This is a genomic window from Aliikangiella aequoris, assembly GCF_053709105.1.
On the sequence record NZ_CM132298.1, the window covers coordinates 1,008,914 to 1,022,104 of the forward strand.

General features: G+C 39.2%; 12 protein-coding genes. 10 read left to right on the top strand and 2 right to left on the bottom strand.

The window, feature by feature from the left end; all coding sequences use genetic code 11:
* The first annotated feature begins 95 nt into the window (after positions 1-95).
* The 7 genes from ACUR5C_RS04440 to ACUR5C_RS04470 all read left to right on the top strand — a co-directional run bounded on the left by ACUR5C_RS04440 (position 96) and on the right by ACUR5C_RS04470 (position 9,652).
* Positions 96-1,313 (top strand): methyltransferase, encoded by a 1,218-nt coding sequence (locus ACUR5C_RS04440; protein WP_454467156.1) that lies wholly within the window; start codon positions 96-98, stop codon positions 1,311-1,313.
* A 224-nt stretch (positions 1,314-1,537) separates the two neighbouring features.
* Entirely contained in the window at positions 1,538-5,734 is a 4,197-nt protein-coding gene (locus tag ACUR5C_RS04445; protein ID WP_454467157.1) for a hypothetical protein, read from the top strand.
* Positions 5,735-5,818: 84 nt separating this feature from the next.
* Positions 5,819-7,702: a DUF4382 domain-containing protein gene (locus ACUR5C_RS04450; RefSeq protein WP_454467158.1), complete on the top strand. Its 1,884-nt coding sequence runs from the start codon at positions 5,819-5,821 to the stop codon at positions 7,700-7,702.
* Between the two features lie 193 nt (positions 7,703-7,895).
* Positions 7,896-8,441, top strand: a complete 546-nt coding sequence (locus ACUR5C_RS04455; RefSeq protein ID WP_454467159.1) for an RNA polymerase sigma factor — start codon at positions 7,896-7,898, stop codon at positions 8,439-8,441.
* A gap of 27 nt (positions 8,442-8,468) precedes the next feature.
* Positions 8,469-8,792, top strand: a complete 324-nt coding sequence (locus tag ACUR5C_RS04460) for a hypothetical protein (protein ID WP_454467160.1) — start codon at positions 8,469-8,471, stop codon at positions 8,790-8,792.
* A gap of 12 nt (positions 8,793-8,804) precedes the next feature.
* Positions 8,805-9,179 carry a hypothetical protein gene (locus ACUR5C_RS04465; RefSeq protein WP_454467161.1) on the top strand — a complete coding sequence of 125 codons (375 nt, stop codon included), beginning with the start codon at positions 8,805-8,807 and terminating at the stop codon, positions 9,177-9,179.
* On the top strand, positions 9,176-9,652 hold the full coding sequence (locus ACUR5C_RS04470; protein WP_454467162.1) for a DUF3106 domain-containing protein: 477 nt from the start codon (positions 9,176-9,178) through the stop codon (positions 9,650-9,652). Before ACUR5C_RS04465 ends, ACUR5C_RS04470 begins: the two co-directional genes overlap by 4 nt.
* On the opposite strand, the gene ACUR5C_RS04475 is transcribed toward ACUR5C_RS04470, so the two are convergent.
* Positions 9,636-10,547 carry a hypothetical protein gene (locus ACUR5C_RS04475; protein ID WP_454467163.1) on the bottom strand — a complete coding sequence of 304 codons (912 nt, stop codon included), beginning with the start codon at positions 10,545-10,547 and terminating at the stop codon, positions 9,636-9,638. The two genes, ACUR5C_RS04470 and ACUR5C_RS04475, sit on opposite strands and share 17 nt — an antisense overlap.
* A 423-nt stretch (positions 10,548-10,970) precedes the next feature.
* Here ACUR5C_RS04475 and ACUR5C_RS04480 point away from each other — a divergent pair, with 423 nt between their 5' ends.
* Positions 10,971-11,486 carry a hypothetical protein gene (locus tag ACUR5C_RS04480; RefSeq protein WP_454467164.1) on the top strand — a complete coding sequence of 172 codons (516 nt, stop codon included), beginning with the start codon at positions 10,971-10,973 and terminating at the stop codon, positions 11,484-11,486.
* A 67-nt stretch (positions 11,487-11,553) separates the two neighbouring features.
* On the opposite strand, the gene ACUR5C_RS04485 is transcribed toward ACUR5C_RS04480, so the two are convergent.
* Complete coding sequence (locus ACUR5C_RS04485) at positions 11,554-12,027, bottom strand: acyl-CoA thioesterase (protein ID WP_454467165.1); 474 nt, start codon at positions 12,025-12,027, stop codon at positions 11,554-11,556.
* 192 nt (positions 12,028-12,219) lie between these two features.
* Between ACUR5C_RS04485 and ACUR5C_RS04490 the strand changes: the two genes are divergently transcribed.
* Both ACUR5C_RS04490 and ACUR5C_RS04495 read left to right on the top strand, forming a co-directional pair.
* Positions 12,220-12,732, top strand: coding sequence for an RNA polymerase sigma factor (locus ACUR5C_RS04490; protein ID WP_454467166.1), 513 nt, complete (start codon positions 12,220-12,222; stop codon positions 12,730-12,732).
* Between the two features lie 37 nt (positions 12,733-12,769).
* The gene (locus tag ACUR5C_RS04495) at positions 12,770-13,159 is read left to right on the top strand and encodes a DUF6768 family protein (protein WP_454467167.1); all 390 of its coding nucleotides are present in this window, start codon (positions 12,770-12,772) and stop codon (positions 13,157-13,159) included.
* Positions 13,160-13,191 lie beyond the last annotated feature (32 nt).

Here is a 13,191-nt window from a genome sequence, read left to right on the forward strand (position 1 = left end):
TATTAGATCACAGCTAAACGCAAGGTTGCTCGACCTATGTTATTAAACTGGTTAGAATCTCGTGTATTGTCATACAGCATCATTTGCGTTGGGTTATGCATTTTATAAAAAATTTCGAGCAGTTAGATGAGCTTTTAACCAGTACTAGAAGCTGGTGGCAATTCGCTCCTTTTCATGAGTCTAAGAGCCGCTGGGCTATTCAATCACCCCAATTACATCGTCTGCTAGAATCAGCTAAAGTCGGATACGCTCCACTTAATCAAGTGTCAGAAAATGAGTTGTTAGAGCGTGTTTTTACAATTATTCCAGAGTTAAAAGTCATTAAACATTTGGCCAAATTACCGCAACGGCTTAATCCTATAGAGCCGCCTACAGCGCACTGGCAATTTAAAATTTCTGATAGAAAGTGGCAACAAATTGCTCACTTTGCTGGCTTAGTTCCGCTTAGGCAACAAATTGTCGATTGGTGTTCTGGCAAAGGTCATCTTGGGCGCCTGGTTGCTGCTCAGGGAGCTGAATCATTAACCAGTATTGAGTGGCGAAAAGATTTATGTGCAAGCTGCCAAGTGCTCAATAAGCGGTTAAAAATAGCTGAGGAGTTTTGCTCCACAAAGGTCATTGAGCGAGATGTGCTCAGCGGCTTAGTTGATACTGACTTAAATCAAACGCATTTTGTTGTTGCTTTACACGCTTGTGGTGACTTGCACAGTCATTTGGTTGAGCTGGTAGCGCGTAAGCAACTTGCTGGACTTTGTTTGTCTCCGTGTTGTTACAATTTAATAGCTGAACCTTTTTATCAACCGCTTTCAAGTCAAGCTCAACACAGTGAACTTAAGTTGAGCAAGCTAGATTTAAGCTTAACCCTAAGGCAGCTAGTAACCGCAGGGAAGCGCGAGCGCAGCGAACAGGAAAAAGAAAAGTTATGGCGGCTTGCTTTTGATAGTTGGCAGCGTGAGGTGCTTCAGTCAAACACTTATATGCCGCTACCAACTATTCCTAAAAATATATTAAAAGGTCATTTTAAATCATTTATTATCTGGGCGGCGAGAGTTAAGCAGTCGAACGATTTATTAAGCGCTACAGAAAAAATTGACGAGACCAAAGTGATTGCAATGGCGACTGAGCGTCTACCTCAAGTTATTCAAATGGAATGGGTTCAAGCTCAATTTCAGCGAGCACTTGAAGTTTGGCTACTGCTTGATAAAGCAATTTTTTTACAAGATCAAGGTTATCAATGCGAACTGTTCGAATTTTGTGAAGTTAAACTAACGCCAAGAAATATCATGCTAAAAGCAGTTAAAAAAACAAATTGAAAAGTAACTGAAAGCTAAAGCTAAAAATATCTCACTACAGGTTATCGCTAAGGTTTATAGTTACAACCAAATGATTTTTAATAATGTTTTCAGTGGATAGATTGGAGTTTGCTTTACTTTGATATGAGATTGATCAATAAATGAGATTCTAAAATGTTTAGTCAAAGGAATTGACCATTTTAAAATCGAAACCAAATAACGATGCGGCTAGCCGACCCAGATTCATGAGATTTTGGTTGTTGTTGTTAATCGTATTCATCGCATTAGCCTCTTTTCTTTACTATAGTACTCGGCTCAGTCAAGAGAATTTCTCTAATGGCAACTACTTCAGTATTCTTGCCGAAGTCTCTCAAAAGTTTAATGAAAACTTAACCCAAATTATTACGTTACATCAATACGGTGAAAGCGAGACGGCAATTCGGAGTATTTTTTCTAGTTATCTTAAGAAAAAGTCTAGCGTAAAGTGTGAAAAACAAAATACGCAATATCAAATTAGTTTAAGCGGTTCCAAGCTAAGCGTGATGAGTCGGTGTGGTTTGTCTGAAAAAAATAGTGTTAAAGCAACACCGCAACAGGAAGAAAAGGCTAGCCTAGCTAAACTACAAATCTTGGGTGAGATTAATGTTGATGATATTTTGCCTCAGACTAAAACCGCTTTTAGCGGCTATTTAATTATTGGTAAGAATAATCAGGTTGTCGCCGGAACACCCAATAAGTCAGGCTTATCTTTTACTAACTTTAACCAAGTTAGCCAACTTATCGCTGAACGTCAGAATCAAAACTGGCAAAGCCTGAGTGGCAACGCCAAAGTTAGTAATAATAGTGGAACTCAGTCACTGCCAGGGCAGAGCGAACTTATTGACGTAGAGTTAACATCGACAGAGTACCGCTTATTTATTTACCCTTTTAAGCTAAAGCACGCTCTCTACCACAATAGTGAATCGCTAGGAGATTATATTCACGTGGTTGGGATTTTGCCAAAATCGGTACTAAAGCAATATGAAAATCAGCGCTGGAACCTCAGTCTTTTAGCAATTATTCTTGTCTTGTTAGTGTTTGGCTGGATGATGGCAAGACTATTTATGCTTTCTAATAACCAGCCGGTAGGTGAGTTGTTTTATAAATCGATAATGGTAAGCAGCTATATATTGTTCGTCATGGTAATAGCACTTATGCTGGCGTTTTTTGAGTCCTACGCAGAACAAAAAGATAAAGAAGTCAAAGCGTTTGCGCTAATGGAACAAATTGAAAATGAGTTTGCTAGTGAACTTAGGTCGATCTTGTTCGAATTAGACAAATATCGTGCTCCTTTTCAGAAAACAGCGAATCACATTGAAAGTTTGCTCCAACAAAAAAAGTCGCCAATTGATACTGATGATTCTATCGAAAACCTTAAGCTTGATCAGACTAAAGATCTTTGTATTCCAGTTGAGTTAGACGACTTAAGTGAAATCATTTCTACCAGCTTAATCGATCAACAAGAAAGCAAAATTTTAGCCAGAATTAAGCAAGAAACGAAAGAGGGCACTATTTGGGGGGGCATGCTTTTTGATAGAGAATTGAAGCCTAATGAAATAAAAGAGGATAATTGGTCGGTTTGTGCTAATGCGATTAACGTATTTAACGGTGGAGGGGCTGAAAATAATGATCTTGAACTTGAATCTTTTCCTAATGAATTAACTAACAATGCCAAGAATAAACTTTTATCTATTTTTATGTTAGAAACCACTGACGGCATTAGCAAGTATCCAAGTTTTTATCATTATGAAAGTAATAAGTTGCCTACTAGTTATGATTTATCTCATAGAGATTATTTTAAGATAGTAAGAGATAAAAAGGGTTGGGATGTCACACTGCCTGAAATAAAGCCGAAAGATAATCCCGCCGAATTAGAAGAGAAAAGCCTCGAAGTAAAAAACCTTTATATACAACGCTTACGAAACATTAATAATGGTACACGCGGAACAACTTTGTCGATGCCTTTGTCTAGCGAAGTTAGTCAATATGGGCGTTATTTGCTATTAGCTGATATTGCATTAACTTCGCTTACCGCAACACCCTTTGTGAAAAATGACACGCTACTCGATTTAACCTATATGGTCATTGATAGAGATTCTGGAGACGTTTTATTTCATTTAGATGATGATCGAAGTTTAGTTGAGAATATCTATCAATCTGGCGATGGGACAAGTGATATTGCGCATCGTATCCGATCTGGAATTGGACTTACTGGTAATAGGTGGGTTGATGGATTTTATCACGGGGTTGCTGGCACTTTTAGCTATAGCGACTTACCGGTTAAGCAGTGGGCATTAGTTGTATTTATGCCCGACGAAAGTATTAATACTTTTATGACCAACTTGTTTCTAGTGAATCTGATATTAATATCAAGTGCGATTTTAATTACCGCGCTATTTTTTGTATCAACACGGCCATTCTTTAATACTGGACTGGTTAAAACGGCGTTAAAAATTCCCTTAGTGATCGATCGCCGAAAACTAATGGTATTTACCTCTGTGTATATTTCCAGCTTGTTTATCGGTTATTGGCTTGGTGTCAGTTTTTATTTGAATAACACTGTTAGCAGTAGTCCTGAATTTTGGTTTTCGAGCCTAGCGTGTGTTATTTGTCTATTTTGGGGGTATAGAGAATATGTAAAGTATTATAAAAGCTCATTGCAGGTAAAAAAATCGCCTATAAACTATCAAGTCGGTGCTGGAATACTGGTTGTTGTTTATTTGTTGATAGGTGTGTTTGTTTTTAGCTACTTGTCTTCAATTGCCTATACGGCACATAACGGGCTTGAATGGTACTATGAAAAGAAAGTTTATCCTGCTAGATTAGTTCAAGAAAAAAATGAGTTAAGCAAAGTTGCATTAACTCGCTATCCTAACTCGGTTCGGCAGTTAGGCAAAGAGCCGCTAAATTATATGCCTATTGCAACAGAGTGGCGAGAGAAGCTTTTGCCAGCCAATGCAGACTCTCCGTTTCTACAACCTAAAGATGTTGAACATTATTCAAAGTTAATTTATACATCAGAAATGCAAGATTGGATAGGGCGATTTTTATTCACACCCAATAAAGGGCCAAGCCGTTTACGTAATAGCTTAGGTTCGAGTTCGAGTGATAGAGACGTGAAATATCAATTAAATCTTTGGTATTCACTTAGCTTAGTATTTGGTTATATTTTATTAGTTTTTCTTTGGATACGTTTTAATCGACAAATTTTGGCGATCCGTTTGTACGGGCCGCCAAAATTCTTACGCCATTTAAATCAAAATGTTCTTCGTAGTCAGTTAAACAAACCCTTTAAGCCCACAGATGGGCTGTTAATCGATACGACTCACCGGCCCGACAATGGGGTTAATTTCTCGTTAACATTAGAGAAATGGCATTTACAACCGAGTAGTGTTGCTAGTCACTTTCAAGAGCTTTTTGATATTAGCTGCTTTGCCAAAGAAATGGCGCAGTCAGAAATTAAACTACCTAACCTTGTTTTTAGTGTGAATAAAAACAAGCAGGGTAAGTTTTTAGTGGCTTTGTGGGGCTTTGAAACTAGCCTAGAAAGAAAAGACCGCAAAGCTTTATTATTACGTTTGTTAAATCATTTTAAATCATTATTGCTAGAAGGGGAGATCGCCGGGTTAATACTTCATGATGACTTTTCATTAGTTAAGCGTCAGTTTTTAAAAGATGCTCAAACCCATGATGACGAAGCCGCTCATTCTGCTTTAGTGAATGTTGAGTACCATGAGTGGGCGGAGTGCTTTAAAGACTTTGATGTTGTGGTACCCAGCGAACTGACCCATAATCTTGATTTAGAATTTTTAAGGCAAGAAATAAATAGTTGTAATTGGTTAAAGTTTTTGTCATCTGAATTGGCTTTAGATGAGAGTAAACCGGGTATTCGATATAATTTTAGGCGTTGGCTGAATTTAAGCGATAGCGATAAGTCTCACGCAGAATGGAATTCGCTCACCTATTTGTTTGCTCGAGTAGAAGCGCTTTACCGATTTAAATGGGAGTCCTGCTCAGATAAAGAAAAATTAGCTCTGTACTATTTAGTTTCTAATAAACGAATTAATCCGGCAAACCTTTCGATGTTAGAGCAGCTTGCTTTACGTGGACTGATTATTGTTAAATTAGGTAGAGTTCATATAATTAATCGGAGTTTTGCTCAGTTTGTTAAGCATGCCGAAAACAGCGAAACCATTCAGCGCTTGATTGAAGCCGGTGATGCTGGGAAATGGAAAGATTACCGTTTACCCATTACTTTACTAATTCTTTTTGTGATTATAGGAATTGCATTAACCTCTGGTAACTCGCTCTATATGATTGTTGCTTCGGTTATGGGAGTGTTAGGGACTATTGGTAGTTTAACTAATAGCGCAAGTATTATTAGAAATAATCTAAGAAACTAACCGGAATCTTCTTTTTTACTGGTTGCCTGTCAACCTATTCTCTTGTGAGTCGTTTTAAGTAGTAATTCACACAGGAGAATAAGCATGAATAATATAAAAACCTTTGTTCAAACGCTCTTAATGGCATTAATTGTCGCTGGCTTAAGTGCTTGCGGCGGATCTAGTGTTGAAGAGCTTGATCCTATCTTAGATGACGCGCAGTCTGTAAGCTGCATCACTTCAGACTCACCCACTCCACCACCCGGTTGCGGCACTTTATTTGTTGGCGTGACTGATGCCGATGGCGATTTTTTAACTTATAACGTCGCTATTAGTGGGATTGAATTAACTCGATTAGACGGCACTCAAGTATCAATTATGCCTAATCCAGAAATGGTTAACTTTGTTGACTATGTGGAGTTAAGCGAACTTGCCGCTGCAGCAACCATTCCAACTGGAGTTTATACTCAGGTGGTAATGACCGTAGATTATAGCAACGCTGATATTGCGGTAGAAAAAAACGCTGAGCCGGTGGAAGCGCTTATGCTTGATGAGCAGGGTGACCCATTAACAACTCAGGCTTTAACTTTGCAGTTGGACTCTAGTAATTTGTTGATTGTGGGCAGGAATCGTCCAGCGTTGTTAGAACTAGATTTCAATTTAGCTGCATCGCACCACATTGATTTAGAAACCACGCCGGTTTCTATTACCACAGAGCCTTATTTAACCGCAGAAATAGATCCGGTTGAAAGTAAGGAGTTTCGAATTAGAGGGCCTTTAATCAGTGTGGCACAAGCAGACAATACGTTTAGGATTGCGCTGCGGCCTTTTCATCGTCGAGATGGACGCAGAGGTGGCGTTAATGTTTCAATCAATGACACTACTAACTTTGAAATAAATAACCAAATATTTGTTGGCGAAGCGGGACTAGAGGCTATGCAAAACCTAGCTGTAGGCACGCCAACCATGACTTTCGGTGTGTTTAATCGCTTAGAAAATCGTTTTACCGCACTAAATGTGATGGCCGGAACTAGCGTACCGGGTGCTGATAAAGATGCCGCTAAAGGGGTGATAGTTGCGCGCGATGGCAACCGTTTAAGGGTTAAAGGAGCTACTTTAATTCGCCAAGATAGCGAAGTGACTTTTGGTGACGAAATTGATGTGGTTATTTCTGACGCGACGCATGTTTTTAAGTCAAGACAACTAGATGACGCAGTGAACAGCCAAAGCCTTTCTGTTGGTCAAGCGATTACGGTACTGGGAGAAATGCAAACGACTGAAGATGGTATTGTCCTCGACGCGAGCCAAGGCGCAGTTAAAATGCGCATGACTTTTGCTTCTGGACATGCATTGGAACGCGATAGTGCTTGGCTAAATATTGATTTACAAGCTTTACAAGGTCGATTACCAGAAACCTATGATTTTAGTGGTACCGGAATAAATGCAAGTTTCGATGCGGACCCACAAAATTATGAAGTCTCAATTGATAACCTAGTGATGAGTGGCGTTGCTGCTGGCGACCCAATCAGAGTTAGCGGCTTTGTAAGTGACTTTGGATCGGCGCCTGCTGACTTTAAAGCTTACAACGTGATTAATTATGCTAACTCTCGCAGCCAAGTTTTTGTGAACTGGCCTGATGCGACACAAGAGCCTGCATTTTCAGAAATTAGCCCGCAAAGCCTAACCATTAATATTCCTGTTGATGTGGATGGCGGCGTGTATAAGTTAATTCAAGGTGGCATTAGAACCGATTTAACCACTTTGAGTGCAGCTGTGAGTATACAACCCTTAGCAGAGCGCGGCATATACTCTATCCGAACTGGTGATAGTATTATGGTATTTTCTAACTTTGCTGACTTTGTAACTGAATTACAGGCTAAGTTAAATGCAAGTTATCGTATCGACTTGATGCATGCTGTTGGTGGTTTTTCTCGACAGACTCATCAACTCAGTACGCTAAAATTACATGTAAAGCTGACAGCGAATTAAGCTGCCACTTTAGGGAGCAAACCATGGGTGTAGCCTAATGCAGCATTGCAACAGCGTGTTGCATTAGGTTATTCTAGCTTCAGGCATTCGCGCTAAATAATTGGCTAATAAGGTTACCTAAAGACATCGAGTAGCCGCCCCATTATAAATACAAAAATAGCAATCACTCTTGACTCTTTGTTAGGGAAGATTGTTGAAACAGGAGGGCCAAATTCTGGAAATTTCGATAGAGCAGTTTTTAGCTCAAGTTGAGAAAAAGGCTTATAGAATGGCAGAAATTGCAACTCAAAATCAGTCCGATGCTTTAGATATTGTCCAAGATAGTATGATTAAATTAGTTGAAAAATATGCCGATAAACCAGCAGCTGAGTGGCGGCCACTATTTTATCGAATACTTCAAAGTCGAATAACTGATTACTTTAGACGCAAGACATTGCACGCTAAACTGTTTTTTTGGAAAAATAGCGATCAAAAAACTGATCTAGGTGAAAGTTTCATAGATTCGGCATCTAATCATATTGATATAGAACGAGAAGTTTCTGGGCAGCAAAACTTAAACAAGGTGCTGTTTGCGGTAAAGCAGCTTCCTATTCGGCAACAACAGTGCTTTTTATTGCGTAGCTGGGAAGGGCTTAGTGTTACCGATACCGCTCAGGCAATGGGGTGTAGTGAAGGAAGCGTAAAAACGCATTATTCAAGAGCCAAGCAAGCGCTCCAATGTGCGTTAGATGAAAGTTAATTAAATAGTCTGTAGAAGGAGAGAGCGATGTCGAATAAGCGCTCAGTAGAAGATTGTGTAAACCAAGCACTTGACGATAGTGTAGAAAATCTATCACCTGAAGTTAGGCGTGCTCTAAATAGCAGTCGTGTAAGCGCAACCCAACGGCGGCTAAAAAAGCCTTTGTTTTATCAAATGGTTGGTGCAATGAGCTTAGTCGTGATGGTGATGTTATTTTGGCAATTAAATGACTCGAATACGCCCACAGCAATTGAAGTTTACGCGGAAATTCCTGAAGAAGATCTTGAGCTGTTAGATGAATTAGAGTTTGTTTATTGGTTGGCAGAGGATTCGACTAGTGAGGTATTGTAGTGAGGTATTGTAGTGAAGTATTGTAGTACCTATATTAGTTTTGTGCTTGGAGCCGGCGTGCTAAGTAGCGGTTTGTTAAAGGCACAGGAAAACCAAGTTCCTGATGAAGCGTTTTTAGAGTTTTTGGCCAATATGCATAGTATTGATGGTGAATTATCTGATCCATTAGATATGTTGGAAATTCAAGATGATAAAGCGCTAAATGCAGACATGTCGAGTGACCTTGAGTTAAACAAAGCCCAACCTCAACCAGCAAAAATGCCGCAACAAGTAAAAAATAAACAAACTCGAGAAATTGAAAATAGCTCTCAACCAAAAACAGTTAACCTGCCAATAGATGAGAGTAGAAAGCCAGCTACAAAGTTAAGTAGCACGGAGGATAAATGATGAGAATTTGGTCTTTAGTAATATTGTGTATGATTTTTCCAGGGATTGTTGAGGCCAGCGATACTCAATGGAAAGATTTACAGCCACAGGTACAAGAAGTGTTAAAGCCATTTCAAAATAAGTGGGAAAGTCTACCTCAAGCAAAGAGAGATAATTTAATCAAAGGCGCACAGCGTTGGAGCAGTTTAACTCCAGAGCAAAAGACTGCAGCGACTCAGCGCTTTAAAAAATGGCGTTCACTCAAGCCACAACAAAGAGAAAAACTGCAGCAGCAGTTTCAAAAGTTTAAGCAGTTGCCACCTGATTCGCAGCGTCAATTGCGTAATGCTTTTACTAAGTTTAAAAAGCTTTCTCCGGCACAAAGAAAAAAGTTAAGAGAAAAATATCGTAATTTATCGCCAACCCAAAAACAAAAAATGTTAAAGCGAATGCAGCAACGTGCTAAAAAGCAACGAGCTAGAAATAGACGCTAAGTTCAACTGAAGTACCCGAAGACTTAATCGGTGCTGAAATTGATTGACCATAGCTTAACCTAGTGCTTATGTGTTCACTCCATGCAATATTAATGGAAAAATCCCAAAGTCCAGAGTCAGGTGTTCTTAGCGTGCCTATTTGGCGATCACTAAATTGATTAAATAGGTGGCGCTGGTCACCGCGAGTAATCAAAACTAAGGGTTCACCACTACTGCTTAGCTCTGTATTCCAGCTAATGGAAATGCCCGGCGCAATCAAAATATCATAATAAGCATATTCGTAACTGCTACTAAAACTGGTAATCGCGCTCCATATCGTTTGGTTGAATCGAGTGCCTACTGAGGTAATAGGATTCACAAAAAATATTTGTAAATTATCACTTTTGCTATCTGCATATTGCACACCTAAAGTCCAATTAAAAGTCCACTGATTATCTAGATGAAAACCATCATAGTTGATATTAACAATGTTGTCTTTGGTTTGAGTAATTTCAGCTATTGCCGGCAAACGCGTTAAAGCTCTTTCGGTCGCTTCTATTTGGCTATAAGCAAAGCTAACCATATAGTCTTCTGGCATCCAGCCCAAACTCAATTGGGTATTTTTAGTTTCACTATCCGCATGATCTACCACCGTAGGTAAATCTTCGCCTAGTGTTAGCCATTGTGTTTTGTCATCTAGTTCTGCATAGCTTAGCGAAACCTGCCAGTCAGAATTAAATGATTTGCTATAACCAAGTGCATATCCTTCTGGATTGATTGACTGAGTGCCGTCTCCAAAAAAATCAGCGCTATTTTTAGTATGACTAAGCCAAATCGTGTTGCTGTTGCTACAACTCAATGTCGAATAAAAGCTAAACAAAAGCAGTGTGGCGTAAGCTAATTTATTCCCTAGCATGAAGAGTACCTATCATTAATTGGTGTTGCCTAAGCATGATTTAATTCTACTATAATTATTAAATTGCTTTAATCAAGACGAACTTGGTTTTTATTGATATTATATTAATCTAAACAGATTGAACATTAAAAACGTCGATACCCTTTTGAAATCTAATTGGATGGCTTAATATTAAGGTTTGGCTGCACATCTGCTATACAAGGCACTAAACTAAGCTCAAGCTAAGCTTGAACACTACTGGGTATTTAAATTAAACCACAGCGAATGATTAAAGGAAGGCTAGTTAAAGCAAGTCGAATTAGAGTAAGACGAATTAAAGAAACTATAAATAAATGTTTTAGTGATTAAGCCGTAGAAAATTATTTAGCCTAGCGAATATAAAAATGCGCGTTTTAACTTGCAACACAAAGTGAGAATCTACCTATGAATGATACCCGCTGGTATAAGAATCCAGAGATGATAGTCGCACTATCAGCGTTATTAATTGGCTTAGTGACCGCCTTTACTTCTATTTATTCTGCTTTTATTGATCGCGAATATGCGCGCGCTTCGGTTTGGCCTCGCCTTGAAATATTTAGAAGCTACAGTGGCGACTCATTTAGTTATGGTGTAACTAATAATGGAACAGGACCTGCGTTAATTAAGTACGCTAAAATAAAAAGTGAACTCAAGCCCATTAGCCGATGGAGTGATATAGATGCGTTTAAAAATATTCGTCAATCTCACCTAGGCAATAGAACCCTTCCGGCACAGCAAAATATTACGCCACTATCTTATCGTGGTGAAGATATTAAGGCCTTTTTAGCAGCAGATAAAAATGTCACTATAGAACTTTGTTATTGCTCTATTTATCAGGAGTGCTGGGTGATTAATAGGAATAATCGGCCGCAAGCAGTTGGCAAGTGTACGATAAAAGACGATGAGAAGTTTTTGCAATAGGCTAGATCACTAAGCGTGATAGAGGGAGTGGTTCGGTACTTTTTCAGCGGCCATCGATAAAGTTTTGTTACTCTATTAAAATGCCCTCGAATTCGTGACTAAGCGCAACACTATTTTGCTTCAGCTTTATGGCATATTGTTGCAGCTTAATGTCTTTCTCATCGCTAGGAGTCCACTGCGGAACAGGGGTTTTATTGCCAAACTCATCAACCGCGACAAAGGTGATAACACATTGAGTGGTTGCCTCTAGTTTTTGAGTTTTTACGTTTCCTGCACTCACGTCTACAGCAACCGCGATACTACTTGATCCGGTATAAATAATATTGGCGTTCAGCTGAACCAAGTTACCTACCCTAATGGGGCGATAAAATTGAATACCGCCAACATTAACGGTTACGCAGTATTGCCCACTCCAGGCCGCAGCACAAGCATATGCACTTTGGTCGATCCATTTCATCACCGCGCCGCCATGGACTTTGCCGCCAAAGTTAATGTCAGCTGGCTCGGCTAAAAATCGAAAAGTGACGCTTCGGTTCTGCATTGCTATACCTTTAATTTGTTGATCCTATTTAACTATAGACTATTAAAAGAGATTTTTATAAAGTCATTTTAAGTGTTTTAAAGCCAAATTAGTTTAATCCAGCTAGGCTTTAACTCAATCAATCCAACCAAAATGAACCTTATCTCAGTTTCAATCGTCTTTATTATAGGCATTGACAACAGAGGAGAGCGAATGCAGCAAGCACAGCAAGACTTATTGGTATTAGAAGCACAAAGCGGTAATCAAAAAGCGTTCGAGTGTTTGGTGATCTATTTTCACCCTCAGTTGGTTCACTTTGCGAGCAAGCTTTCGGGCAATCACGCCTTAGCCAAAGATGCAGTGCAAGATGTTTGGATTAGCAGTAGCAAAAACTTACGCAAGTTAAATGATCCTAGAGCTTTTAAAAGCTGGATATTTCGCTCTCTTCGATGGCGTGTCTTAGATTTGCTGAAAGCAAAGTCTTATCAGTTTGAAACATTGGATAACCTAGACTCGTCCGAGGAGATAGATGAGACGCCGGTTTTAAAAGAAAAGCTAAGCAAGCTAATTGAAACCTTGCCTGTGAAAGAAAGAGAAGTCGTGTACTTATTTTATTCAACCGAGCTTACCTTAGTTGAAATTACGCAGGTACTAACTATTCCGTTGGGAACTGTTAAGTCACGCTTAAATCGCGCCAGAAAAACGCTCCAGCAACAACTGCAATAATGGGGCGTTAAGATTTTTTAGTTTATAGGAGTTTAAAATGAATTTAGATCGTAAAATTGAAGAAGCATTAAAGTTAGACGAAGCGGAGGTTGAAAAAATACTCAACCGAGAGCAAGGTTTATTTCAGCAATTATTCGCAATATTTCGCGGGAAAATGATGTTTTGGAATATTTTTGGGTTGATATTGTCGGTAGTGTTAACCGGACTTACCTTTTGGAGTGGCTATCACTTTTTTTATAGTGAAGTCATACAGCAGCAGATCTTTTGGGGAGTGCTTTCGTTAGCTTTTTGGACTGGATTAATGGGGATTAAAATTTGGTTTTGGCTTGAAATGCAGCAGCACGCAACAATTAGAGAGATTAAACGCTTAGAGCTAACGGTTGCTCAGTTAAATGCTCAGTTAAAAGCTCAGTTAAAAGCTCAGTAAAATAAGTAGCCGAGGATGTGGATAGCTGTGGT

Bases quoted from the DNA above. Each gene is read 5' to 3' on its own strand.
- ACUR5C_RS04495 (WP_454467167.1), top strand. From the start codon at position 12,770: ATGAATTTAGATCGTAAAATTGAAGAAGCATTAAAGTTAGACGAAGCG.
- ACUR5C_RS04460 (WP_454467160.1), top strand. From the start codon at position 8,469: ATGTCGAATAAGCGCTCAGTAGAAGATTGTGTAAACCAAGCACTTGAC.
- ACUR5C_RS04480 (WP_454467164.1), top strand. From the start codon at position 10,971: ATGAATGATACCCGCTGGTATAAGAATCCAGAGATGATAGTCGCACTA.
- ACUR5C_RS04475 (WP_454467163.1), bottom strand. From the start codon at position 10,547: ATGCTAGGGAATAAATTAGCTTACGCCACACTGCTTTTGTTTAGCTTT.
- ACUR5C_RS04490 (WP_454467166.1), top strand. From the start codon at position 12,220: ATGCAGCAAGCACAGCAAGACTTATTGGTATTAGAAGCACAAAGCGGT.
- ACUR5C_RS04470 (WP_454467162.1), top strand. From the start codon at position 9,176: ATGATGAGAATTTGGTCTTTAGTAATATTGTGTATGATTTTTCCAGGG.
- ACUR5C_RS04445 (WP_454467157.1), top strand. From the start codon at position 1,538: ATGAGATTTTGGTTGTTGTTGTTAATCGTATTCATCGCATTAGCCTCT.
- ACUR5C_RS04485 (WP_454467165.1), bottom strand. From the start codon at position 12,027: ATGCAGAACCGAAGCGTCACTTTTCGATTTTTAGCCGAGCCAGCTGAC.
- ACUR5C_RS04450 (WP_454467158.1), top strand. From the start codon at position 5,819: ATGAATAATATAAAAACCTTTGTTCAAACGCTCTTAATGGCATTAATT.
- ACUR5C_RS04440 (WP_454467156.1), top strand. From the start codon at position 96: ATGCATTTTATAAAAAATTTCGAGCAGTTAGATGAGCTTTTAACCAGT.